The organism is Yinghuangia soli, assembly GCF_021502675.1.
Classification (GTDB): Bacteria; Actinomycetota; Actinomycetes; order Streptomycetales; family Streptomycetaceae; genus Yinghuangia; species Yinghuangia soli.
Genome location: NZ_JAKFHA010000062.1, coordinates 802 through 23,156, shown reverse-complemented (window position 1 = coordinate 23,156; position 22,355 = coordinate 802). Strand labels below are relative to the sequence as shown.

General features: G+C 72.6%; 20 protein-coding genes. 10 read left to right on the top strand and 10 right to left on the bottom strand.

What is annotated here, in order from left to right:
* Nucleotides 1–22: 22 nt before the first annotated feature.
* Nucleotides 23–937, top strand: coding sequence for an aminoglycoside phosphotransferase family protein (locus LZ495_RS42490; protein ID WP_235058619.1), 915 nt, complete (start codon nucleotides 23–25; stop codon nucleotides 935–937).
* A 147-nt stretch (nucleotides 938–1,084) separates the two neighbouring features.
* Here LZ495_RS42490 and LZ495_RS42485 read toward each other — a convergent pair whose 3' ends face one another.
* Nucleotides 1,085–1,942 carry an IclR family transcriptional regulator gene (locus LZ495_RS42485; RefSeq protein ID WP_235058617.1) on the bottom strand — a complete coding sequence of 286 codons (858 nt, stop codon included), beginning with the start codon at nucleotides 1,940–1,942 and terminating at the stop codon, nucleotides 1,085–1,087.
* Between the two features lie 348 nt (nucleotides 1,943–2,290).
* Here LZ495_RS42485 and LZ495_RS42480 point away from each other — a divergent pair, with 348 nt between their 5' ends.
* A complete protein-coding gene (locus tag LZ495_RS42480) occupies nucleotides 2,291–2,974 on the top strand; it encodes a hypothetical protein (RefSeq protein ID WP_235058616.1) in 684 nt (227 codons plus the stop codon).
* 89 nt (nucleotides 2,975–3,063) lie between these two features.
* On the opposite strand, the gene LZ495_RS42475 is transcribed toward LZ495_RS42480, so the two are convergent.
* Both LZ495_RS42475 and LZ495_RS42470 read right to left on the bottom strand, forming a co-directional pair.
* Nucleotides 3,064–3,777: a PspA/IM30 family protein gene (locus LZ495_RS42475; RefSeq protein ID WP_235058615.1), complete on the bottom strand. Its 714-nt coding sequence runs from the start codon at nucleotides 3,775–3,777 to the stop codon at nucleotides 3,064–3,066.
* A 70-nt stretch (nucleotides 3,778–3,847) separates the two neighbouring features.
* Nucleotides 3,848–5,941, bottom strand: a complete 2,094-nt coding sequence (locus LZ495_RS42470; RefSeq protein WP_235058614.1) for a TPM domain-containing protein — start codon at nucleotides 5,939–5,941, stop codon at nucleotides 3,848–3,850.
* A 147-nt stretch (nucleotides 5,942–6,088) separates the two neighbouring features.
* On the opposite strand from LZ495_RS42470, the gene LZ495_RS42465 reads away from it, so the two are divergent.
* On the top strand, nucleotides 6,089–6,334 hold the full coding sequence (locus LZ495_RS42465) for a hypothetical protein (protein ID WP_235058613.1): 246 nt from the start codon (nucleotides 6,089–6,091) through the stop codon (nucleotides 6,332–6,334).
* Between the two features lie 51 nt (nucleotides 6,335–6,385).
* Here LZ495_RS42465 and LZ495_RS42460 read toward each other — a convergent pair whose 3' ends face one another.
* Nucleotides 6,386–6,868, bottom strand: a complete 483-nt coding sequence (locus LZ495_RS42460) for a hypothetical protein (protein ID WP_235058612.1) — start codon at nucleotides 6,866–6,868, stop codon at nucleotides 6,386–6,388.
* 163 nt (nucleotides 6,869–7,031) lie between these two features.
* Between LZ495_RS42460 and LZ495_RS42455 the strand changes: the two genes are divergently transcribed.
* Nucleotides 7,032–8,141, top strand: a complete 1,110-nt coding sequence (locus tag LZ495_RS42455; RefSeq protein ID WP_235058611.1) for an NAD-dependent epimerase/dehydratase family protein — start codon at nucleotides 7,032–7,034, stop codon at nucleotides 8,139–8,141.
* Between the two features lie 56 nt (nucleotides 8,142–8,197).
* The gene (locus LZ495_RS42450; protein ID WP_235058610.1) at nucleotides 8,198–9,403 is read left to right on the top strand and encodes a CaiB/BaiF CoA transferase family protein; all 1,206 of its coding nucleotides are present in this window, start codon (nucleotides 8,198–8,200) and stop codon (nucleotides 9,401–9,403) included.
* Nucleotides 9,404–9,585: 182 nt separating this feature from the next.
* Here LZ495_RS42450 and cspE read toward each other — a convergent pair whose 3' ends face one another.
* Together cspE and LZ495_RS42440 are read right to left on the bottom strand one after the other, a co-directional pair.
* Entirely contained in the window at nucleotides 9,586–9,789 is a 204-nt protein-coding gene (gene cspE / locus LZ495_RS42445; RefSeq protein ID WP_235058609.1) for a transcription antiterminator/RNA stability regulator CspE, read from the bottom strand.
* A gap of 312 nt (nucleotides 9,790–10,101) precedes the next feature.
* The gene (locus LZ495_RS42440) at nucleotides 10,102–11,142 is read right to left on the bottom strand and encodes a carboxymuconolactone decarboxylase family protein (RefSeq protein WP_235058608.1); all 1,041 of its coding nucleotides are present in this window, start codon (nucleotides 11,140–11,142) and stop codon (nucleotides 10,102–10,104) included.
* A gap of 339 nt (nucleotides 11,143–11,481) precedes the next feature.
* On the opposite strand from LZ495_RS42440, the gene LZ495_RS42435 reads away from it, so the two are divergent.
* Nucleotides 11,482–11,979 carry a hypothetical protein gene (locus tag LZ495_RS42435; RefSeq protein ID WP_235058607.1) on the top strand — a complete coding sequence of 166 codons (498 nt, stop codon included), beginning with the start codon at nucleotides 11,482–11,484 and terminating at the stop codon, nucleotides 11,977–11,979.
* Between the two features lie 223 nt (nucleotides 11,980–12,202).
* Nucleotides 12,203–13,645, top strand: coding sequence for a GlnX family signal transduction membrane protein (locus LZ495_RS42430; RefSeq protein ID WP_235058606.1), 1,443 nt, complete (start codon nucleotides 12,203–12,205; stop codon nucleotides 13,643–13,645).
* A 369-nt stretch (nucleotides 13,646–14,014) separates the two neighbouring features.
* On the opposite strand, the gene LZ495_RS42425 is transcribed toward LZ495_RS42430, so the two are convergent.
* Together LZ495_RS42425 and LZ495_RS42420 are read right to left on the bottom strand one after the other, a co-directional pair.
* Nucleotides 14,015–14,242, bottom strand: a complete 228-nt coding sequence (locus tag LZ495_RS42425; RefSeq protein ID WP_235058605.1) for a hypothetical protein — start codon at nucleotides 14,240–14,242, stop codon at nucleotides 14,015–14,017.
* Nucleotides 14,243–14,557: 315 nt separating this feature from the next.
* Nucleotides 14,558–15,367: a crotonase/enoyl-CoA hydratase family protein gene (locus LZ495_RS42420; protein WP_235058604.1), complete on the bottom strand. Its 810-nt coding sequence runs from the start codon at nucleotides 15,365–15,367 to the stop codon at nucleotides 14,558–14,560.
* A gap of 156 nt (nucleotides 15,368–15,523) precedes the next feature.
* On the opposite strand from LZ495_RS42420, the gene LZ495_RS42415 reads away from it, so the two are divergent.
* The gene (locus tag LZ495_RS42415; RefSeq protein WP_235058603.1) at nucleotides 15,524–17,149 is read left to right on the top strand and encodes an acyl-CoA synthetase; all 1,626 of its coding nucleotides are present in this window, start codon (nucleotides 15,524–15,526) and stop codon (nucleotides 17,147–17,149) included.
* A 590-nt stretch (nucleotides 17,150–17,739) separates the two neighbouring features.
* Nucleotides 17,740–18,360 carry a TetR/AcrR family transcriptional regulator gene (locus LZ495_RS42410; RefSeq protein WP_235058602.1) on the top strand — a complete coding sequence of 207 codons (621 nt, stop codon included), beginning with the start codon at nucleotides 17,740–17,742 and terminating at the stop codon, nucleotides 18,358–18,360.
* A gap of 134 nt (nucleotides 18,361–18,494) precedes the next feature.
* Here the strand turns inward: LZ495_RS42410 and LZ495_RS42405 are convergent, their stop codons facing one another.
* Nucleotides 18,495–19,694 carry an ATP-binding protein gene (locus LZ495_RS42405; protein ID WP_235058601.1) on the bottom strand — a complete coding sequence of 400 codons (1,200 nt, stop codon included), beginning with the start codon at nucleotides 19,692–19,694 and terminating at the stop codon, nucleotides 18,495–18,497.
* Between the two features lie 221 nt (nucleotides 19,695–19,915).
* Nucleotides 19,916–20,881, bottom strand: a complete 966-nt coding sequence (locus tag LZ495_RS42400; RefSeq protein ID WP_235058618.1) for an ArsR/SmtB family transcription factor — start codon at nucleotides 20,879–20,881, stop codon at nucleotides 19,916–19,918.
* Between the two features lie 298 nt (nucleotides 20,882–21,179).
* Between LZ495_RS42400 and LZ495_RS42395 the strand changes: the two genes are divergently transcribed.
* On the top strand, nucleotides 21,180–22,355 hold a 1,176-nt coding region (locus tag LZ495_RS42395), incomplete at its 3' end, for an MFS transporter (protein ID WP_235058600.1).

Genomic DNA, 22,355 nt, shown 5'->3' with positions numbered 1-22,355 from the left:
CGGGCCCGGCGCGCACGGCCGCATGGGCCGCGAACCGGAGGGCGGGCGGCCGCAGCCGCCTGCCGTGACGCCCTCGATGATCGCCGCGGCGGCCGCGAAGGTGTGCCCGGGGTTCGCCGCCGGGGCGGTGATGCGGCGGACCCAGAAGTCCGTGCTCATGACCGGCTCGGTCGGGCGCAACCCCGTGGTGGTGAAGTTCCTCGCCGACGACTCGCCGCACTGGATGCAGCGCTTCCGGCACGAGATATCCGCGTACCGCACGTTCACCCGGCAGCGCCCTCCGGTGCGCGTGCCGCGGATGTTCGGTGCGGACCCCGAGCGCCGCGTCCTGGTGCTCGAACACGTCCCCGGGCGGCCGGTCGCGGTCGAGCGGCATCCGGGCGCGGCGCTCGCCCGGGCCGACATCCGGGCCGTCCTGCACGCTTTCGGGACGCTGAACACCTGGAAGCCGCCCGCCGGTTCGTTCCACGCGGCGTTCGACTACCTGCCGCGCGTGGAGCGCTACCACGCGCTCGGGCTGCTGACCGACCGGGACGCGAGCGACCTGGCGCAGCTGCTGCGCGGCCTCTCGCGGCTGCCGCTGCAGCTGTGCCACGGCGATGCGATGCTCTCGAACGTCCTGCTTACCTCGCACGGACCGGCCCTGGTGGACTGGGAGTTCGTGGGCTACCACCTGCCGGGCTACGACCTGGCGGTGCTGTGGTCGCTGCTCGCCCGGGACCCGCTGACGCGCCGGCAGATCGTGCAGGTCGCGCAGCAGAGCGGCTCGTTCGCGCGCGACGCCTTCCTGGTGAACCTGATGCTCGTGCTGGTCCGGGAGATCCGGATCCACGACCAGGCGACCGCGACCGAGGACGAACGGCGCCTGCTGCGGCGCCTCCACGACGACTGCACTACGGTCCGCCGCGCGGTCCGCGCGGCGGTGGGCACGCACTGAGAAGGAGGTACGCCTTTCGGGAAGACCAAGCACTCGGGACGAACGGCACGGGAGGCCGGCGGCTTGCATGCGCCGCCGGCCTCCACCGCGCCGTCGGCGCCGCACCGGAACACCGGTGCGGCGCCGTGCCGTTCAGGTGCCGACCGGTCAGCGCGGGGCGTATCCCAGGCGTGCGGACAGCCGGGCGGTGGCCTCCAGGAGCAGCTTCGCGCAGTGCTCGGCCCGCGGCTTGAAGCGCTCGGCGGGGCCGGACACCGACAGGACGGCGGCCACCCGGCCGTCGTGGTCGAAGACGGGGGCGGCCACCGAGGCGGCGCCGGACTGGCGTTCGCCCACCGAGGTGGCGTACCCGCGCTTGCGGATCGCGGCCAGTTCGCGGCGCAGCTTTCCGGCGTCGGTCAGGGTCCGGTCGGTCATCGGGTCGAGGGCGTTGCGGTCCAGGTAGGCGTCGATCTCCGATTCCGCCAGGAACGCCAGGAACGCCTTGGAGGAGCCGCCCGCGTGCAGCGGGTACGCGACGCCGACCGCGACCTCCATGCGGACCTCGCGCGCGGGGACGACCTGGTCGAGGTAGATGCGGGTGTCGCCGTTGCGGATGGACAGCGTCGCGGTCTCCTCGGCCTGGCCGCACAGCCAGGCCAGCTCGGGGGCGGCCAGGCTCCGGACGTCGTTCTTGGCCAGGTAGGCGTTGCCGAGGCCGACCGCGGCCGGGCCCAGGGCGTACCTGCGGGTCTCCGGGTCGAGCACGATCAGCTCGCGGCCGCGCAGCGAGGTGAGGATGCGGTGCACGGCGGCCTTGGACAGGCCCAGCTCGGCGGAGATCTCGGTGACGCCGAGCGAGGCGCGGCTGCTGGACCCGAAGAGCAGGAGGACGTCGATGGCCCGTTCCACGGCCGCGATGGACCGGCGCTGGCCTTCGTCGCGGCTGCCGGCCTCGCTCTCGTCGGCCGCGGCCGCGGACGTGGTTGCGGTGCCGGCGGGGCGGCGGGAGGCGGATTCGGCCACGGCGGTCGGCTCCTGGTTCGGGGGCCGCAGGGGGTGCGGACCGGAGGTCGCCAGTTTACGCGACAGCGTTCCGCTCAGCGGAACACCCTCCCGGTATCGGGGTGCGCGGACTGCGGCGCGTCCTGCCTCCCGGACGTCCCGGACTGCGTCGGGGACGTTGCGACGGCGTCACAGCGGCCTGTGACAGGCCTGCCCGCCGGCCGTTACGTTCCCGCCGGATCGCGGTGATGTAGGCCGCCTAGCTTCTTGGTCATGGCCGCGGTTCCTCCGGGAAGCCCGGAACGGCGGCCCACCGCAACCCAGTTCGCGGGCAATGGCGCCCGCTGCACCGATCCGGAGTACTGTCCCATGCGCACCGCCTCCCTCCACCGCCGCCCCGTCTTTCGCGCCGCCGCCGTCGCCGGCCTCGCCGCCGCCGTGGTGGCCGTCCCGGCCGGCGCGGCCTTCGCCGCCGACGCGCCGGCCCCGAAGCCCCCGACCGCGGGGGTGCCGGACGCCAAGACCGGCACGGTCAAGCTCACCGACCGGGTCAGCGCCACGCTGAGCAACGGCAAGGGCGGCCCGAAGGCGGTCGTCAAGCTGACCGCGGACGCGGCGGATGGCACCAAGGCGGGCACCGTGATCGGCACCCTGACGAAGGCGAACCAGTCCGGCTCGTACAACGGCCTGACCGTGCGCATCGCGGGCGCCGACGGTTCCGACCCGACGCTGGTGTGGAGCGTCGAGGGCCAGGGCGGCGAGAAGTCGGCCGCGTTCCCGAAGGCCGAGGCGCCCAAGCCGGACCAGAAGGTCACCCCGAAGCCGGCCGACAAAAACGCGGAGAAGAAGGCGGAGAAGAAGGCCGAGGCCAAGAAGGACGCCCCGGCCCCGAAGAAGGACGAGACCGCCAAGCCCAAGGGCGGCGTCGCGGCCGGCGGCGAGCACAAGTCGAACGACGACACCCTGCTGTACGCCGGTGCGGGTGCGGCGGCGGTCGGCGCCGCGGGCCTCGGCTTCGTGATGCTGCGCCGCCGCAGCACGGACCAGGGCTGAGCCGCTCCCCCGCGGACAAGGACTCGGGCGAACGCTCCGACGAGGACCGGCGCGACGGCCATCCGGGCCGGCACCGGTCCTCGTCGCGGCTACTTGCCCTTGAGGGCGGCCAGGCGGGCGTCGACCTCGGCGCTGTCGGCGAGGTCGTCGAGGCTCTCGAACTGGGCGTCCAGGGACGAGGCGGCGAGTTCCTCCGCGCCGCGCACGCGTGCCTCCTCGCGGCGGACCTTGTCCTCGAAGCGGGAGACCTCGCTGGTCGGGTCCATGACGTCGATGCTCTTGAGGGCGTCCTGGACCTTGGTCTGGGCCTGGGCGGTCTTGGCGCGGGCGACCAGTTCGTCGCGCTTGCGGCGGAGTTCGTCGAGCTTGGCCTTCATCTTCGCCAGGCCGTCCTTGAGCTTCTCGACGGACTCGGTCTGCGCGGCGATGGTCGGTTCGGCGGTCTTGGCTTCCTTCTCGAAGTCCAGTTGCTTGCCGAGCGCGACCTTGGCGAGGTTGTCGAACTTGTCGGCGTCGGCAGTGTCGCCCGCGGCGCGCAGGGTGTCGGCCTTCTGGCTGGCGGCGAGGGCCTTGCGGCCCCATTCCGCGGCGGACTCGACGTCCTCGCGGTGGTCGTCCTCCATCAGCCGCAGGTTGCCGATGGTCTGCGCGATGGCGGCCTCGGCCTCGGCGATGTTCTCGGTGTAGTCGCGGACCAGCTGGTCCAGCATCTTCTGCGGGTCCTCGGCCTGGTCGAGCAGGGCGTGGATGTTGGCCTTCGCCAATTGGGTGACGCGGCCGAGGATGCTCTGCTTGCTGGTCATGGCTGCCCTGTCTTTCGTACGCGAGGGAGAGGGAGGAACGGGGAGGACGCGGAGGAGTACGGGTCCGCGGTCAGAAGCGGCCGCCGGTGCCGCGGCGGCCGCGGGTGCCGCTGCCGCCGAAGCTGCCGGGCGACGGACCGCGCGCACCGCCGCCGCGGCTGCCGCCCCGGCCGCCGCCGAGGCCGCCGTTGATGAGGATGCCGCCGAGTACGGCGCCGGCCAGGTTGCCGAAGCCGCCGCCGCTCCCGCCGCCGAAGCCGCCCCCGAATCCGCCGCCGTAGCCCGGGCCTTGGCCTTGGCCGAAGCCGCCGCGGAAGCGCTGGACGTCCTGCTGGGCGAGGCCGATCGCCTCGCCGGCCAGCGCGGCGGAGCGCTGGGCCTCGGCGAGGGCGGTGACCGGGTCGGCCTCGGCCTGCGCGTGTGCCTGGTCGAGGTGCCGCTGGGCCTCACCGAGCCGGGTGCGGGCGGTGCTGCCGACCGCGCCGCGGTTGGTGGTGACGAAGTCGGCCGCGGTGGAGACCTCCGCGCGGGCGGCGGCCAGGGCCTGGTCGAGGCCGGCCCGGGCGCGCCGGACGCGTTCGGCTTCGTCGCGGACGTCGGCGAGGGCCTTGTCGAGTGCCGCATCGGCTTCTTCCAGGCGGCGGGCCGCCGCGATGGGGTCGATGCGGCCCCAAGCCGCATCGGACTCGGTTTCCAGTGCGGCCAGTTCGCTGCGGACCCGGGCGACGAGGCCGGAGAGCCGTACGTCGGCGCCGCCCGCCGCGAGCACCGCGTCCGCCTCGGCGAGGTCGGCTTCGGTCTCGGCGGTGAGGGCGGTCAGCGCGGCGCCGGCCTGGTCGAGTTCCTCGGCGCGGTGCTCGACGGCGTCCAGGAGGCGGGCGGCCTGTTCGACGGCGGATTCGGCGGCGTGCACGGCCACGGCGGCCGGGCCGCGCGCTCCGGCGGCGAGTTCGCGTTCCGCGTCGGCGAGGGCGGTGCGCGCGAAGGCGAGGCGTTCCTCGGCTTCGTCGGGGTTGGCCGCGACCGGGACGAGTGCGCTGTCCGCGAAGCGGGATTTGAGCGCGGTGAGGGTGGTGCGCACCGCGGGGACGCGGCCGCCGAGGCCGGTGGCGTCCCGGGCGACCTGGGCGGCGACCTGCGGGGCGTTGGCCTCCAGGTCGCGGAGCCGGTCGAAGGCGTCGGACTGCTCGTCGAGGCGGCGGTTGGCCTCGGTGCAGCGCGCGGTGATCTCGGTGAGCATGGCGCGCTTGGCGGCGTCGTCCTCGGGGATGTCGTCGTCGAGCTGCTGGCGGATCCGGAAGACGGCGGTCAGCTCGCTCTTGGCGAACGCGAGCGCGGCGGCGAAGGGGGCGACCGCCGCGTCGCCGAACTCGGCGGTGGCGAAGCCGAGCTCCTGCTCGCTGGTGCGGATCGCGTCGTCGGTCTCGACGAGCAACCGGGACGCGGACGTGTCGAGTTCGCCGAGCGGGACCTCCCCGGGTACCGGGACGGGCCTGCCGTCGGTTTCCGTGCGACTGCGGGCGCGGCGCCGGACCAGCCAGTAGCCGCCCGCGGCCGCCGCGCCGCCGACCGCGACGGCCGGGATCCAGCCGGGCATGCCCCCGTCGCCGTCGCTGCCGCCGCTGCCCGGGTCGGCCGGGCCGGGCACGATCGGGCCGGTGGTCAGGGCGGTGCCGGACAGGACGGCGGCGTAGCCGTCGGCGGCGCCGATCGCGGCACCGGCCCAGTCGTTCGCGCGCAGGTGCGGCTCGATGGCGACGTCCGCGACCTCACCGAGCTGCGCGTCGGTGAGGCGCGAGCTGTCGTCGACCGAGACGGCGTACTGCCGGGCGCCGGTGCCGACCGCGAGCAGGACGTCGTTGCGGCCGAGGCCGTTGCGGGTCGCGGTGGTGTCCGCCCACGCCTGCGCGTTCTGGCCGGAGAAGTCGCGGACGTAGACGACGAACAGGTCGATGCGCTCGCTCTGCTGCAACCGGGCGATGGCGGCCCGCACCTCGGATGCGCGGGTGCCGAGTGCCCCGACCGTGTCGGTGATCGGGCCGCTCTTGTCGAGGGTGACCGGTCCTTCGGCGTACGCGGCGGGCGGCGGGACCCAGGGCACGAGCGGAACTGCGGCGCCCGCGGCGACGGCGGCCGCCGCGAAGGTACGAACCAGCCGCCGCATGCGCACCCAGCCTTCCGCCGGCCCCCGGCGGTGCGCCGCGGGACACTCGTCTCCCCGCACGCTATCCGGACATTTAGGACGTAGCGACTGGAGACGGCGGCGGAAACTCGCATGATCCGCCGATCGGATTGCACTACGTTGTCCGGCATGCCGGAAGATGCCCGCGGACGCCTGACCACCGACCCCTTCGACCACCGCGTGACCAAGGACGGCAAGGTCCTGGTGTCACGGGGCGGCCGCCTGGTCGTGACGGTGGGCGGTCCGGCCGCCGCACGGCTCGCCGCCGCGATCGAGGCCGCCGAGGGGCAGAAGGACGCGGACGCTGTCCAGCACCTGCTGGCCCGGGCCACCGGCAACTACCGGCGCGGCAACGAGAAGCGGCCGACGCGCTGAGCCCGTACGCGGGCTGCGCATCGGCCGCGGGGGCGGCGGCCGGCCATGGGCTCAGCCGCCGAAGGACTCCGCCGGGATCGGCTTGAGCAGCGCGAAGATGTCGTCGGTGATGGGCCGGTCCCAGGACACGATGCGCACCTGGACGTCGTCGCTGCGATCGAACTCCACGCAGGCCAGCCGCCCCTCCGCGTACTTCACGCGGCGCACGATCAGCAGGCCGTCGTCCTGCATCACCGGGTGCTCCTCGACGCCGAGCTCCTCCGGCATCTCCTCGTGCCCGAGGGCGGCGACCAGCTGCTGCGCCTCGATGCGCCCGACGCCGTCGGCCCGGCCCGGCGAACCGGCCGGCAGGTTGCCGACCAGCATCGCGGGACCGCGCCCGGCGAGCAGGTCGTACCGCACGAAGATCCCCTGGCAGCTGCCGTCGGCCCCCGGCAGGATGTGCACCACGACCGACCCGGGCCAGTCGGTGAAGGGGATGGCGAGAACGTCGAAGTCCGGCCCGGCGGGCGGGCGGCGGCGCAGGAAACCCATGGCTCCATGCTACGGCGTGCACCGGCGCGTGCTTGCCGCGAGGGCCGCCTTGCGGTCCGTCCGCGGTCGGGCTTGTACCCGTGCCGACCTGCGGATACGGTCGCTGCGTCGTAGTACGTGACCGCGTCAAGCATATGCTGCGCGGCGGGAGGGCGGCAGCAGTATGGGCGAGCGCATCCTCGTGGTCGGCGGCACCGGCCCGACCGGCACCCCTCTGGTCCGCGGCCTGGTGGCCCGCGGGCACGAGGTCGCGATCCTGCATCGCGGCCTGCACGAGTCGCCGGACACCCCCGGCGAGGTGCGGCACGTGCACCTGGACCCGTACGACGACGACGCGCTGCGCGAGGCGGCGGCCGGCCCGGCATACGACATGGTCATCGCGATGTACGGGCGGCTGCGCCGCATCGCCGAGGCCTTCGCGGGGCGCACCGGGCGCTTCCTGTCGGTCGGCGGGGTGCCCGCGTACCGCGGCTGGATGAACCCCGCGCTGGCCGGTCCGGGCGGACTGCCGGTCCCGGTGCCGGAGGACGCGCCGCTGGTGCGGGACGTCGCCGAGGACGCCAAGGGCTACCGCATCGTGCGCACCGAGGAGGCGGTCTTCGCGCACCACCCGCAGGCCACCCACGTGCGCTATCCGTACGTGTACGGGCCGAAGCAGCCCGCGCCGCGCGAATGGTGCATCGTGCGCCGGGTGCTGGACGGGCGGCGGCGCATCGTGCTGGCCGACGACGGGCTCACGCTGCACCACCACGGCTACACCGAGAACCTCGCGCACGCGCTGCTGCTCGCCGTCGACCACCCCGAGCGCAGCGCCGGACGCATCTACAACGCCGCGGACGACGAGGTCCTGACGATCCGCCAGGTCGTCGAGGCGGCGGCCGCGGCGCTCGGCCACACCTTCGAGATCGTCTCGATGCCGTTCGACCTCGCGGTGCCCGCCCGGCCGCTGGTGATGCAGCCGGCCCCGGTGCACCGCGTCCTCGACCTCGCCCGGATCCGCGCCGACCTCGGCTACCGCGACCTGGTCGCCCCGCGCGAGGCGGTCGCACGGACCGCCCGCTGGCTGGCCGAGAACCCGCCGAGCCCGGGCGGGCGCGAGGAGACGATCCTGACCGACCCGTTCGACTACGCGGCCGAGGACCGGCTCATGGACGCCTGGTCCGACCTGCGCGACGCCTTCCCGGACGCCGGGTTCGGCACCGCCCCCGGCTACGGCCTCGCGTACAGCGGCCCGGGCGGACGGCCGCGCAGCCGACCGGAGTTCGAGGCCTGACCCGCCGCACTTCCGTCCGAGCACGTGCCCCCGCACGCCACAGCCAGGGAGAGCCCATGAGCCACACCGGTCCGCTGCACGGCATCCGCATCCTCGACCTGTCCATCGCCGCGACCGGCCCTTATGCGGTCGCGCTGCTCGCCGACCAGGGCGCGGACGTCATCAAGGTGGAGCGGCCCGGCATCGGCGACATCGCCCGCTGGGTGGGCGTCGCGGTGGGCGGCACGAGCGCGCTGTTCGCGTCGTGCAACCGCGGCAAGCGGTCCATCGTGGTCGACGTGCACACCGAGGAAGGCCGGGAGATCGTCCGCGCGTTGGCCGCGACGTGCGACGTCGTGGTGCAGAACTTCCGCCCCGGCGTACTGGACCGGCTCGGCCTCGGCTACGACGACCTGTCCGCGGGCCGCGACGACCTGGTCTACGTGTCGCTGTCCGGCTTCGGCCCGGAGGGCCCGTACGCCGGCAAGTCCGCGTACGACCCGGTGATCCAGGCGTACGCCGGCCTTGCCGTGAACCAGGCCGACGTGCCCGCTCCCGGCGAGCCCGAAGTACCGGTGTTCCTGCGCCAGTCGGCAGCCGACAAGATCACCGCGCTGACCGCCTCGCAGGCCGTCACCGCGGCCCTGTTCGCGCGCGAACGCGGCGCCGGCGGCCAGCACGTGGTGCTGTCGATGCTCGATGCGGTGGCATCGTTCCTGTGGGTCGACGCGACCGGCAACGAGGTGCTGCTGGACAGCGACGGAACGCAGAATTCCAGTTTCAACAAGACGCTCAAGCCGATTCGCTTCAAGGACGGCTGGGCCGTGGTGGCACCCACCTCGGATGCCGATTTCGCGGGAATGTGCCGGGCATTCGGCGTGGACGGGCACGAAGACCCGCGGGTGGCCACGATCGGCGAACGCATGAAGAACCGTGAACTCACCTCGGAGTTCGTGCAGCGCTGCTACACCGCCGCGCTTTCCATGGAAGTCGGCGACGCGATGGCGCGCCTGGAGGCGCAGCGCGTGCCGTGCGGGCGCGTGCTGTCCCCGGCCGAACTCCCGGACGACCCGCACGCGGTGGCGGTGGGGATGTTCGAGGAGGCGGTGCACGCGAAGGCCGGCCGCATCCGATTGCCGCGCCACCCCGCGCAGTTCGCGGGCACCCCGGCGGCGCTGGGCGCACCGTCGCCGTGGCTGGGCGAGCACACCGACGAGATCCTGGCCGAGGCCGGATTCGCGGACCGGACCGAAGCCCTGCGCGCAGCAGGCGTGGTGGCCTGACGCAGTCCGCTCGGCGGCGCCGCGCGACGGCCGCCCGCTTGGCCATACGGCAGCGTACGGACGGGAGTTGCCGGAAAAGCACGAGGACCCGCCCCCGAAGGGGCGGGTCCTCCAAGACTCATCAGCTACTCAGCAGCAGCTGCGCACGAGTCCTGCGGTCGACCTCGACCGAGAACGAATTCTCAGAGGGGGCGGACCATCTCGGCCTGCGGGCCCTTCTGGCCCTGGGTGACCTCGAACTCGACGCGCTGGTTCTCCTCGAGCGTGCGGTAGCCGCTCGTCTGGATCGCCGAGAAGTGGACGAACACGTCGGCGCCGCCGTCATCCTGGGAGATGAAGCCGTAGCCCTTGTCCGCGTTGAACCACTTGACCGTACCGGTGGCCATGTCTTCTTCCTTCATGAAAACCTCAGCCGCCGCACTGCGCGACGTCCGGGTCGCTTACGTCGAGTGGTCCCACTCCCCGCGAAGTACTCCGGGATGGAAAAACGCCTACGGCAGTCAAGTCCGCAGGCGTCGGTCTTGCGAGGGAACTACTTCTACTGCTTGCAACCGCGAGCAACGTTACACAGAAAGATCCGGGTGCAACAGCCCTTCGCGACCCGAATCGTACGGTTCGTCGGCGGCGGGTCCGCACGCATTTCTCGGGCCCGCCGCCGTTCGCGCACACGCCGCCCACAGGTCATCCGCCGGACGGATTCACCCGCCGGGGGTGGGTATCACCATGGTCGGAAAATCCGCCGGAACACTCCCCAGGGTGACCGCGATCTTGGCGAACCCCATGAAGAGCGCGAGGCCCGCGGCCAGCTCCACGGTGCCGTCCGGACCGTACGCGGCGAGCAGGTCGGCCCGCAGGTCCGCACCCCGCTCCGCGGACATCCCGTGCGGGTCGCCGAGGAAGAAGTCGGTGAACCGGATGACCACCTTGTGGCGTTCCTCGAGGGCGCTGGCCTCGAAGCCGTCCGCGATCAGTTCGACCAGGTCCTCGTTCAGCCCGTCCTCGCGCGCCTGCGCGAAGCGGACGTTGCGGCAGTAGCGGCAGCCGGTCACCCGGGCGTTGCGCAGCCGGCCCACTTCCTTGGACGGGTGGTCGACCACGCCGTCCCACCACAGCGTCCCGTACATGCGCAGGAACGAGGCCAGCAGATCCGGCTGCAGCGCGAGCGGGCTGCCCGCGATGGCGTCGTCCGGATCGAACGCGCGGGCCTCGGCCGGCGCCTCCGGGTCCAGGCCCGGCGGGTGCACGAGCGCGGGGTAGGGCAGGTCCGGATCGGTGTCCTGGGTGCCCAGCACGATCTGGAAGCGGTCGAAGCCGTCGAAGACCGCGCAGATCATCGCCAGGCCCACCAGGCCGGCCTCGCCGATCAGACCGGTCAGCCGCTTGCGGTCGTCGTCGCCGACCGTCTCGGGGGCCAGCACGAACTGCTCGGCGAAGAGCAGGCAGGCCGATTCGACCGGCGAGAACGCCGGGTCGCCGGAGCCCTGCGCGAGGCGCTCGATGCGCTCCTCGTCGAGGCCGGCGTGCACCGCGGCGCGGGTTCGCGCGGCCTCCTCGACGGAGCACTCGTGCAGGCCCGCGATGCGCAGGCGGACCAGCTCGGTCAACACGGGGTCGAGGACGTCCGGCGACCACAGGCGGGTCACGTAGTCCTTGTAGCGGGTGTACAGCACCGGGCGCAGACCGAAAGCCCCATCGAGTTCGGTCACTCCCTCGGCGCTCTCCGGGAGCCAGCTGGGCACAGCGGCACCCCTCCTTCCCACACGTCGTCTCCGCGCGTCTCCGCAGGTTGCGGCCGCGCCTGCAGGCGATCCGGGGGCATAAGTAACAGAAGGCCGTGAAGGGTGGAAGAGGCGTCCGAGGGCCGACCGCTCCAGGCCAAAGATTGCCCTTTTTGCCCGAGAGATCCCGGGGCGCAAACCTCCAATCCGGACGATTCATGGATATTTCGGTGTGACATAGGTCATCTTTGATCGCGTTTAGCGCACTGATGGCCGCATCCTGTCTAAGCGTGGCTTGTCCGGATTGCGCCGGGCGGGCCGCCTGCCCCGCCGTCTGACCGCAGAGCCCGAGGAGCGGACATGGACCTCGACCGCAAGGACCTGAGCCCGGAGTGCGCCGCCGCCGCGCGCAAGCTGGCCGGCACCGTCATCGCGCAGCGCTCCGGGTCCGCCGTACGCCACCCCGCCTTCTCCGGCTGGGCCGGCATCGTGGCCGGCCAGGCCGACGACCTCGCCGCCGACGCTCCCCCCTTCCCGCGCGCGAGCCTGTGCTACCTGGCCCGCTCGCTGCGCGAGGCCGCGCAGGCGCACGGCACCCGCGACCACGAGGCCGCCGCGGCGTCCTTCGCGACCGCCCTGCGCTTCGCCCGCAGCCTGCTGCGCACCCTCGACCGCTATGCGCCGGTGTCCTCCCCGATGCTGTGCGACGCGTGCGGCGAGCCGTACGTCGCCTCGCTCGCCCGGGTGCCCCGCCAGATCCCGTCCGGCAAGGCCGAGCACGGTCCGGCCCACCTGGTGACGAGCCACGGGGCGCCGTACCGCGCCGAGCCGCACGAGCCGTGCGCCGCGGCCGCCTGAGGCCGCCTGACGCCGGAGTGGCCGGGGCGGCGGTACGAGGCCCGAGTGGCCGGGACTGCCGCCTGAGGCTGCCGCGGCCGAGGCTGCGGTACGGGGCCCGGGTGGCCGGCACCGCCTCCCGGCGCATCTGACACGTCGTCCGAACGCTTACGTTCACCGGGACTTCGCCTGGCGATAAGACAACCGTGGGATCGGTGACCAGACCGGCACCTAGCGTTCGGGCATGACAGCACCGTCGGCCGCCCCGGCGGCCACGAACACCGGGGTGCTCCCCCGGCCTGCGGGGTCCGGAACAGGCGCGGCGACTCCGCCGGGGCCGCCCGGTCCGGGGCGGGGCGGAAACGGCGGCGGCACGGGTGCCGGCCCCGGCAGTCTCCTCCCGGACGTCCCCGAACTGTCGTCGCCCGCCCGGCGCTTCCGCTGGACCGTGCCGGTCCGGACGAGGACCGCCGCGGGCCTCGTCCTCGCGCTGATAGCGGGACTTTTCGCGGCGCTCGCCATCGGCGTCTCCGAGGCCCGCTCCGATCTGCACACCGTCGGCAACTCCACGGGCCCGCAGGCCGCCACGGCCACCGACCTCTACTACGCGCTTGCCGACCTCGACGCCCAGGTCGCCAACGTCCTCCTCATCGGACACGACGAGCAGATCGGCAACAAGCAGTCCGCGCTCCGCCAGCTCCGGCACGACCGTGAGGCGGTCACGGCCGCGGTCCAGGACTTGCTGCAGCGCGGACTGGACCGCGAAGGTGCGGACACCACAAGGAAGTTGCTTGCCGACCTCGCGGCGTACGACGCACTGGCCGGACAGGCCCGGCTGGCCGACGACCAGGCCCAGGACCGCACGGTCGGACGCCCGCCCGCGCTGGCGGTCAACTTCTATCTGGCCGCCACGTCGCTGATGCACCAGGACCTGCTGCCGGCCGCGGAGGGCCTCGGCCGCAGCGCCGAGCACGGCCTCGCGGAGTCCGCGGGCGACGGGCGCGACCACGCGCAGACCTCGTCGACGGTCGTGGCCGCGCTCGGCGGCAGTGCGGTCGCCGCTCTCGTGGCCCTGCAGATCTGGCTGGCCCGGCGGTTCCGGCGCCTGATCAATCCGGCGCTCGCCGCGGCGACGGTCGCCGTGGCGGTGCTCACCGTGCTGGGCGCCGGACTGCTCGCCGACCACGGGGACCGCGTGCAGGCCGCGAAGTCGGAGGCGTTCGACCCGTACACGGCACTGGCCCGCACGCGGGCGCTCGCCTCGGACGCAAACGCGGACGAGAGCCGCTACATGCTCCTGCCCGAGCAAGCGCCCTACTACCGCGCGCAGTTCGCCGCGAAGGCCGAGCTGCTCGCCGCGCAGTCGAAGGACCCGGGCCTGGCGCAGCGCCTCGCCGCGTTCCGCCGCGACGACGCCGAACTGCAGAAGGCGGTCTCTGCCGGACGCCTGGAAGCGGCGATCGGCATGGCCACGAACGTCGGCCGCGGCAATCTGGCGTTCGAGTTCTTCGACTACCAGAGCACGCTGGACTCCACCGCGCAGACCCACCACGACGACTTCACCGCGCGGATAGACGACGCCGAAGACGCCTTGTCCGGCTGGCAGTTCCTGCCCGCGGCGGTCTTGGGCGTGGGCGGCCTGCTGGTGATCGCGGGCGTACGCCCCCGGCTGCGCGAGTACCGCTGACCGCGCCGGGCGACCCTCGCTTCGCCGCAACAGCGCTCGCCGCTTGGCCGCTCACCACTCGCCGTTCGACTGCTTCACCGCCCACCGCCCACTGCTTGTCCGCTTGGGCTTCGCCGCTTGGCCGCTCACCGCTTCAGCACTAGCCGGTTGGCTGCTCGCACTCCACAGCTCGCCGCTTCACTGCCTGGCCGCTCCCCGCTCCCCGCTCCCCGCTCCCCGCTCCCCGCTCCCCGCAGCCCCGCAGCCCCGCAGCCCCGCAGCCCCGCAGCTAGTGTCGGTCCCGGGCGGACGCGGCCTTGCCAAGCGCCCGACTGCCAAGGTGAGCGCAGCGCCTTGGGCAACGGCATCCGGGTCGGGCGTCAGCGCCTGTCAGTCGTTCGTGCGCTCGCCTTCGGCCTGCGACGTCTCGTACGCGTGCGCGGTCTGCTCGGAGGTCTTGTCCTCGTCGGAGAAGTGCATGTCGAGGCTGCTCACGATGACGCGCTCGGGTTCGCGGACTTCGTGGCGCTCGACCGGTGCCGCGTGGTCGTTCGGATCATCAGGGGCAGGCCCGGCGGAGTCGCCGGCGGTCTGGGCGTGCGCATCGGTACCGGACATCAGTCCTCCAGCGGTACAGGCCGCACCGGCCCTACGCCTGCGCGCGGCTTCGCTCCCTCCAGTGTCTCTCTCCTCGGTCTGGAGCGCCCCGCCAGAGAGCACGCGGCAGGCACGCAGCAGGGCGGGGGCCGGGGGGGGGGGGCGGGGCGCCCCGGGGGGGGGGGGGAGCCCCACAACACAGACCCCTCCCCGCGGGCTGCCCCCCCGGGGGGGCCCCCCGGGCTTACGGCGGGGCCGCCGCCCTGGTGCGTGCGTTGCCCCTACGTACCTTGCCGGTGCGTGCGTTGCCGGTGCGTACGGCTCCCGTACCGGAGGTCAGGCGCGGCGGAAGACCGGCTTGCGCTTCTGCGCGAAGGCGGTCGGGCCCTCCTTGGCGTCCGCGGTGCCGAAGATCGGCTGGCCGATCTCCAGCTCGCGCTTGAGCGCGTCGGACTCGGAGAGGTCCGCGGTCTCGATGATGGAGCGCTTGACCGCCTCGACCGCGAGCGGGCCGTTGCCGTTGATGATCGCGGCGATCTCCAGCGCCGCGTCCACCGCGGTGCCGGCCGGCACGACGCGGCCGATCAGGCCGATCTCACGGGCCTCCTCCGCGGTGTAGCGGCGGCCGGTCAGCAGCATCTCCATCGCGTTCGTGTAGCCGATCTGGCGCTGCAGGCGCACCGTCGAACCGCCCAGCGGGAACAGGCCGCGCTGCACCTCGGCGATCGCGAAGACCGCGGTGTCGCCCGCGACCCGGATGTCGGTGCCCTGCAGGATCTCGGTGCCGCCCGCCACGCAGAAGCCCTCGACCGCGGCGATCAGCGGCTTGCGGGGGCGGTGGTGGCGCAGCATCGCCTTCCAGTGCAGGTCCTTGTCGGCGGCCATGCGCTCGCGGTAGACCGCGGTGTCGCCGTCCGCCATGTCGGCGCCGGCCAGCGCCTTCAGGTCCATGCCCGCGCAGAAGACGCCGCCCGCGCCGGTGAGCACGATGGAGTAGATGTCGTCGTCCGCGTCGGCCTCGAGCCAGGCGTCGTACAGGCCGACGAGCATCGGCAGCGAGAACGCGTTCTTCGCCTCCGGACGGTTCAGCGTGACGAGCAGCGTGCCGTCGCGTCGTTCGACCAGAAGATGCGGGTTGGCGGCCAAGGCCCCTCCTTGTACGACCCGTCCCGATTCAGGACGGCGACCACGATCATTGTCTCGGTCAAGGGTGCAGTGCGGTCGACAGAGTCACAACCCCCGGCGCACAGTAAATCCGTCACACTATGGAATTCCGGCGGTGTCTCGCCTTACGCTCCGCCCATGGAATTCAACCTTGCCGACCTCTTCGAGCACGCGGTTGAGCAATACCCCGACCGCGAGGCCGTCGTCGCGAACGGCGAGCGCCGCACGTACTCCGAATTGGAAGAGCGCGCGAATCGCCTGGCGCACCATCTCGCGGATGCCGGCGTCACCGCCGGAGACCATGTCGCGGTCTACGCCTACAACGTCATCGAGTGGGCCGAGGCGATGCTGGCGGTCTACAAGATCCGCGGCGTCTGCATCAACGTGAACTTCCGGTACGTGGCGGACGAGCTGGCGTACCTCCTGGACCAGGCGAAGCCGGTCGCGATGGTCTTCCAGCGGCAGTTCACCGACCGGGTGGCGGAGGTCGCACCCAAGGTGCAGGCGCTGCGCCACCTCGTGGTGGTCGAGGACGGCACCGACCCGGCCGCGCCCGGTATGGACGCCGAGGCGCTGGGCGCGGTGGCGTACGAGGAGGCGATGGCCGCCGGTTCGCCCGAGCGCGACTTCGCGCCGCGTACCGGCGACGACATCTACCTGCTGTTCACGGGCGGCACGACGGGTCTGCCCAAGGGTGTGATGTGGCGTCAGGAGGACGTGATCTACGCCCTCGGCGGCGGCATCGACCCGACCAACGGCGACCGCGTGGACCGTCCCGAGGAGCTTGCCGAGAAGGGCCGCAACGGCGCCGGGACGTTCTTCCCGATCGCCCCGCTGATGCACGGCGCCACCCAGTGGGGCCTGCTGGCGAACCTCGCCAAGGGCCAGCGCATCGTGCTGATCGACAAGTTCGACGCGCACGGCGTGTGGCAGGCCGTCGAGGCCGAGAAGGCCAACGTCATCATGATCACCGGCGATGCGATGGCCCGGCCGCTGATCGAGGCGGTCGACGAGCCCCGCACGGACGGCCGCGAGGGCTCGTACGACCTGTCCTCGCTGTTCGCGGTGGCGTCCAGCGCGGCGCTGTTCTCGCCGTCCCTGAAGGAGGCGTTCATGGAACGCCTCGGCGTGATCGTCTCGGACGCGGTGGGCGCCTCCGAGTCGGGTGCGAACGGGGTCGGCGTGGCCACCAAGGGCAACGCGGGCGGCGAGGGCGGCATCACCATCAAGGCGATCTCCGACTCGGTGGTCCTCGACGACGACCTCAACCCGCTCCCGGTGGGCGTGGTGGGCAAGTTGGGCCGCAAGGGCAACATCCCGCTCGGCTACCTGGGCGACCCGGTCAAGACCGCCGAGGTGTTCCGCACCGCGCCGGACGGCACCCGCTACGTGGTACCCGGCGACTACGCGCGCCTCGAGGGCGAAGGCCTGATCACGCTGCTCGGCCGCGGCTCGGCGACCATCAACTCGGGCGGCGAGAAGATCTTCACCGAGGAGGTCGAGGGCGCGGTCAAGGACCACCCGGACGTGTACGACGCCATCGTGGTCGGCGTCCCGCACGAGCGCTGGGGGCAGACCGTGGCCGTCGTCGTGCAGCCGCGCGAGGGCTGCGCGCCGAGCCTGGAGAGCATCCAGGAGCACTGCCGCACGAAGATCGCCGGCTACAAGGTGCCGCGCGTGCTGCGGCTGGTCGAGCAGACCCGGCGCACGCCGACCGGCAAGCCGGACCTGCCGTGGGCGCTGTCGGTGGCGAGCGAGTCGTAGGAGCGCGGAGGCGTCGGAGATTCGCCTCGACGGAAATGGCCGGACCTGCAGGTCCGGCCATTTCCGTTTCGATCGCAACGGTCCTGGACGGTCTCAGCTGCCCTTTTGGGGCGGTTTCAGGAGGCCTTTCACGGACGCAATCCACACGTTTTCCAGAACGCCGAATACACCGCCCGGGAAATGCCCCGGGCGGTGTATTCGTTTCTCCTCCGACACCCCTGGAATTGCATCGGACGAGGCGCGCCGACGCCGTTCCCCGGCAGGTTTCCGGATATCCGGACACTTGCGTACACCCGGGGAACGGCGAGGACGCCGGCACTGCGGTCGAGCGGTCGAGCGGTCAAGCAGTCGTACGGTCGAGCAGTCGTACGGTCGAGCAGTCGTACGGTCGAGCGGTCCGGCCTTGCGCGCCGCTCGGGGCGCGCGGCAGGCCCGCAGCCGGTCCACAGCAAACCCGCGGCAGCCCTGCGGCAGGTCCGCTCCGCGACGGATCGCGACGGATCCGCGGCGGCCGGCCCCGACCGCCGCAGATCCTTGACCTTGCCCAGTAGTATGGCCCCAACGAACGTTTGATGGAAGGGTGGGATCTGATGAAACGTCAGATCAACTCCGCCACCCCGGGCCCGGCCGCGGCGGGCCCGCAGCGCGCCCGCATCCTCGGCACCGCGCTGAGCCTCATGAGCGCGCAGGGCTTCGCCGGTACGTCGATGCGCACGATCGCCACCGCCTGCGACCTCAACGTCGCGACGCTGTACCACTACTTCCCGTCGAAGGCGGACATCCTGCGCGCTGTGGTGAAGGAGCGCTACCACCCCGACCGCTTCACCGGCACGCCGGAGGTCGACGCGGCCCTGCCGCCGCGCGAGCGGCTGGTCCAGCTCATGACCCGGCTGTGGCAGGCCGGCCTCGCCGAGCGGCAACTGCTGCGGCTCCTGCTGAGCGAGGGCATGCGCGGCGACGAACTGTCCCGCGGCGTCGCAGGCGGCCTGACCATCGCGGTCGACGCGAGCATCGCCCGCTGGCTGGCCGAGCTGTTCCCCGAACTCCCGTCCGGCCGCGCCCGAATAGCCCGCCTGCTGCGCGCGCTCCTGGAGACCGCGCTCGTCGACTACCTGGCCATGTCACGGCCGGGGGTCCGCGAGCGGCTGTGCGAGGAGGTCGCGGACCTGGGCGCCTTGCTGTTCCCGGATCCGCAGGGGGCGCGGGGCTGATTGTCGCGGGCGGAACGGTCGGGCCGGACGGAACGGTCAGGGCAGTGCGACCGGTGGGGTGGTCGAAGCAGCAAAGCCTCCGGCGCAGCAGAGGAACCGGGCCGCCCCGCCTCCTCGCCGTCCCGCCCCCGCCGTCAGGTCGGCTCGGCCGTCCGCTCGAGGATGACCGCAGCCTCGTCCGGATGCGCGTCGAACCACCGGCAGAGATGCTCGCGGACCACCCGCGCGACTGCGGCGTGCACCGGAGGATTCCCCAGGCGCCCGCGGGTGCAGCCCTCGTGGACGGGCTCGTCCAGCTTCACCGACACCACCGCCGTGAGCCCCTCGAAGACGCGCGTGGCATCAATGCCCGTGTGCCCATCGTCGTTGGGCCGCGGCTGCCGGCGACGTGCGTGGGCCGCGACGGCAGCCACCACCCCGTCGCGGAAGCCGACTTCGTGCGTACCGCCGCCCGGAGTCGGCTCGCTGTTGGCGAAGCTCCGGATACGCGGCTCGCCTGACGCCCGCCACCGCAGGGCCACTTCCACGCTCCCTTCAATGGAAGGGACTTCCTGCTCGACGCCGACGATGTTCGGGTCGCCCCCCGGCTGCTCCCGCGCCTCCCCGTCCAGGACGGCCACGAAGTCGCGTACGCCGCCCGGGTAGCGGAACCGCACCGACGCGGGTTCTCCGGAGTCCCGTGCGTCGGTCAACGTGATGTCCAATGTGGCGTTCAGCAGCGCAAGTTCACGGAAGCGATCGGCCAGGGCCGCGAAGGAATACGCCGTGGTGGTGAAGATGTCGGCGTCCGGCCAGAAGGCCATCGTCGTCCCGGTCCCGGACGCTGCGCCGGCCTTGGTGACCGGCGTAAGCGCAACACCGCGGGCGTACTCCTGAACCCAGCGGGTTCCGTCCCGCCGGACCTCGACCGTCATGCGGTGCGACAGAGCATTCGCGACGGCGACTCCGAAGCCGAAGTCCGACACGAACTCTCGGCGACGCGGCGTTGAGCCGGTCAAGAAGCGCGTCATCTCGCTCTCCAGGTCCGGACCGTCGGCGCCACGTATCGTGCTGGCGGCAAGCCCCGGCCCGTCGTCCGCGACGCGTACTCCACCAGCAGGGAGCAGGACGATCTCGACCTGGCCCGCCCGACCCGCCACAACGTGGTTCAGGGCTCGGGCTGCGACCTCGAACAGCATGTTGTGCAAGCCGCGTTCGTCCGTCGATCCGATGTACATGCCCGGCCGCTTGCGTACCGCTTCCAGTCCCGAAAGTACGTTGATCGAACTCGCGTCGTATTGCGGCTTATCGTCGTTCACGATGCCCCTTCCCAGGCGTCCATCAGTGGCGTCCATCCTAGGAAGATTCACGGAAAACGCCAGGTCAGAGCATGTGCGCCCAGCCCGTAGGCAGTCGGCTGGCCACCGCTTGCGCCGGGCGCCATGGCCACACTCGTGCCCTACCGGCAGCGCACGCACATGAGCCCGCCGAAGGCCGCTGAAGGGCCTTCCCCAGCGCTCTTTGGGTCACCGATTTCACGGACTTCCGCGCCCCGGGCCGGCCGTCTCACGGATCGTCATGTCTGCGCTGCCATAAGGGACATGCCGGTCTCGGTACGGAAGTACAAGACGGAGCGTCCGGCGCGGCGGCGTGCCACGAGCCCGGCGTCCGACAGGACCTTGAGGTGCCCGCCGACCGCACCCAGGGTCTGTCCTGTCAAAGCCACCAACTGCGTTGTGCTCAGCGGGGAGTCGAGGCGTACGAGCACCTCCGCGCGGGCGCGTCCCAGCAACCGGGCCAAGGCCTGCGGCGCTGCCGGGCGCCGGTCCGCCTCCGCCAACGTGCCCGAGCACGGATAGACGACCGCGTACCGGGTCTCGCCCTCCCATGAGACCCACCACTGATGCATCGTCACAGGGACGAACAGCATCTGGGCGTCGGTGACATCGCGGTCCGGGTAATCCAGCGCGTTGATCCGCAACCGGCCGCCGCCCAGCCACCGGGTGCCCGGACGCATGTCGTCCAAGGCCGCTGCCCAGCCACCGCGGCCAAGGCGTCCCATCCGGGCGATCATGTCGGCTTCCATGACGCGGCGGCGCGTCGGCCACGTCGGCTCCACGGCGTGCGTCCACACCCAGGCCAGCAAGTCCGCGGCCACGTCGGCGATGTCGTCGCGATCCCGCAGGATCTCCGGCATGGGACGCGGCCCCAGCGCCACAAGCAGGTCGGCGCGTACCTGTTCCGGAGCGAGACGACGCAGTTTCGCGAGTGCGTCCTCGACGGTCTCCTCGGCCGGGGGCGGGGTCATGAAGTCGGCGATCCATCCCTTCCCCAACGCCGCAGCCGCGAGCGCGGCCGCGGCCGGGTTCGCCGCGAGGTAGCCGTGGTAGGCGGGCAAGTGGGCGTCCAGCCAACGGCGTTCACCAGGGTGCGCGGCGGCGGACTTGGCCAGGGCCAGCCAGCACGCGTCGACCTCGGCCATCGGCGAAACGACGAAGCGGCTCCCTGCCAACGTGTCGACGTTGATCTCCCAGCACCCCATGGCTCCGCTCACCGTCCTGTCGTACGTACTCGCCTGCATCCGGTGCCGGGGGCAGGTCCGTCCGCCCATCACGCCAGTCCACCCGCGCCGCTCCGTCCTCCCGTATGCCCGGCCGCCGCCGCGCTGCCTCGCCGCCCCGCCGCCCCTCCATCCATCTGTCCGTACGCCTGCACGTCCGTACGTCCGTACGTCCGTACGTCCGGGGAACTCTCCCACCACCGCGCACCAATGTCCCCAAGGTTTCGCGCAGGCACGAAACTCTGCCGTCTCCCCCGCGCGACACCGCAGACTCCGGATCATGCAGACCTACCGGGTGCTGTTCCGTACCCCCGAGTTCACCCCCTTCTTCGCCAACAGCTGCGCCCTCGTCGCCGCCCACACCATCAGCGCCCTGGCCCTCGGAACGCTCGTCTACGACGCGACCGGCTCACCCCTCCTCGCCGCGCTCAGCATGTTCGGCCCGTCGCTCACCCAAGTCGTCGGTGCCACGGTGCTGCTGTCCGCGGCGGACCGGCTGCCGCCGCGCGGGGCCCTCGCCGGGATCGCCGTCTGCCTCGCCGTCGGCGTCGCCGCGCTCGCCGTCCCCGGCCTGCCGATCGCCGCGCTGTTCGCGATCCTCCTCGCGATGGGCCTGATCGGCTCGGTCTCCGGCGGTGTCCGGTACGGCCTGCTGGACGAGATCCTGCCGTCCGACGGCTACGTCCTCGGCCGTTCGGTCCTCAACATGTCGTCGGGCACCGTGCAGATCCTCGGCTTCGCGCTCGGCGCGGTCCTGGTCGGCGCCCTGTCCGCCCGCGGCGCGCTGCTGGCCGCGGCCGGGTTGGACCTGGCGGCCGCGGCCATCGCGTACTTCGGGCTCACCCGCCGACCGGCGCGCAGCGAGGGGCGACCGTCGATCTCCGCCACTTGGCGGGTCAACCGCGAACTGTGGTCGGCGCCGCAACGGCGGAGTGTCTACCTCGCGCTCTCCGTACCCAACGGCCTGATCGTCGGCTGCGAGTCGCTGTTCGTCGCGTACGCGCCTAACCACGCGGGCCTGATGTTCGCCGCGGCGGCCTTCGGCATGCTCATCGGCGACACCCTCACCGGACGCTTCCTCAGCACCGCGTGGCGCGCCCGGCTCGCGGCTCCGATGCGGCTGCTCCTGGCCGTCCCGTACCTTCTCTTCGCGTTCGACCTCCCGGTCCCGCTGGCCGCGGCCGTCGCGCTCGTCGCGTCCACCGGCTTCGCGGCCGGCCTCATGCTCCAGGAACGGCTCCTCGCGATCACCCCGGCCCGCATCCGCGGCCAGGCCCTCGGCCTGCACTCCGCAGGCATGCTCACCATGCAGGGCGTCGGGGCCGCAATCGCCGGAGCCGTGGCCCAGTTCACCTCCCCCGGGGGGGGGCGGCGCGCCCCCGGGCGCGCCCCCCCCCCCCCCCCCCCCCCCCACCCCACCACCCCCCCCCCCCCCCCCCCCCCCCCCCCCCCCCCC

Bases quoted from the DNA above. Each gene is read 5' to 3' on its own strand.
- LZ495_RS42490 (WP_235058619.1), top strand. From the start codon at position 23: ATGGGCCGCGAACCGGAGGGCGGGCGGCCGCAGCCGCCTGCCGTGACG.
- LZ495_RS42480 (WP_235058616.1), top strand. From the start codon at position 2,291: ATGCGCACCGCCTCCCTCCACCGCCGCCCCGTCTTTCGCGCCGCCGCC.
- LZ495_RS42475 (WP_235058615.1), bottom strand. From the start codon at position 3,777: ATGACCAGCAAGCAGAGCATCCTCGGCCGCGTCACCCAATTGGCGAAG.
- LZ495_RS42470 (WP_235058614.1), bottom strand. From the start codon at position 5,941: ATGCGGCGGCTGGTTCGTACCTTCGCGGCGGCCGCCGTCGCCGCGGGC.
- LZ495_RS42465 (WP_235058613.1), top strand. From the start codon at position 6,089: ATGCCGGAAGATGCCCGCGGACGCCTGACCACCGACCCCTTCGACCAC.
- LZ495_RS42460 (WP_235058612.1), bottom strand. From the start codon at position 6,868: ATGGGTTTCCTGCGCCGCCGCCCGCCCGCCGGGCCGGACTTCGACGTT.
- LZ495_RS42455 (WP_235058611.1), top strand. From the start codon at position 7,032: ATGGGCGAGCGCATCCTCGTGGTCGGCGGCACCGGCCCGACCGGCACC.
- LZ495_RS42450 (WP_235058610.1), top strand. From the start codon at position 8,198: ATGAGCCACACCGGTCCGCTGCACGGCATCCGCATCCTCGACCTGTCC.
- cspE (WP_235058609.1), bottom strand. From the start codon at position 9,789: ATGGCCACCGGTACGGTCAAGTGGTTCAACGCGGACAAGGGCTACGGC.
- LZ495_RS42435 (WP_235058607.1), top strand. From the start codon at position 11,482: ATGGACCTCGACCGCAAGGACCTGAGCCCGGAGTGCGCCGCCGCCGCG.
- LZ495_RS42430 (WP_235058606.1), top strand. From the start codon at position 12,203: ATGACAGCACCGTCGGCCGCCCCGGCGGCCACGAACACCGGGGTGCTC.
- LZ495_RS42425 (WP_235058605.1), bottom strand. From the start codon at position 14,242: ATGTCCGGTACCGATGCGCACGCCCAGACCGCCGGCGACTCCGCCGGG.
- LZ495_RS42415 (WP_235058603.1), top strand. From the start codon at position 15,524: ATGGAATTCAACCTTGCCGACCTCTTCGAGCACGCGGTTGAGCAATAC.
- LZ495_RS42410 (WP_235058602.1), top strand. From the start codon at position 17,740: ATGAAACGTCAGATCAACTCCGCCACCCCGGGCCCGGCCGCGGCGGGC.
- LZ495_RS42405 (WP_235058601.1), bottom strand. From the start codon at position 19,694: ATGGACGCCACTGATGGACGCCTGGGAAGGGGCATCGTGAACGACGAT.
- LZ495_RS42400 (WP_235058618.1), bottom strand. From the start codon at position 20,881: ATGGGGTGCTGGGAGATCAACGTCGACACGTTGGCAGGGAGCCGCTTC.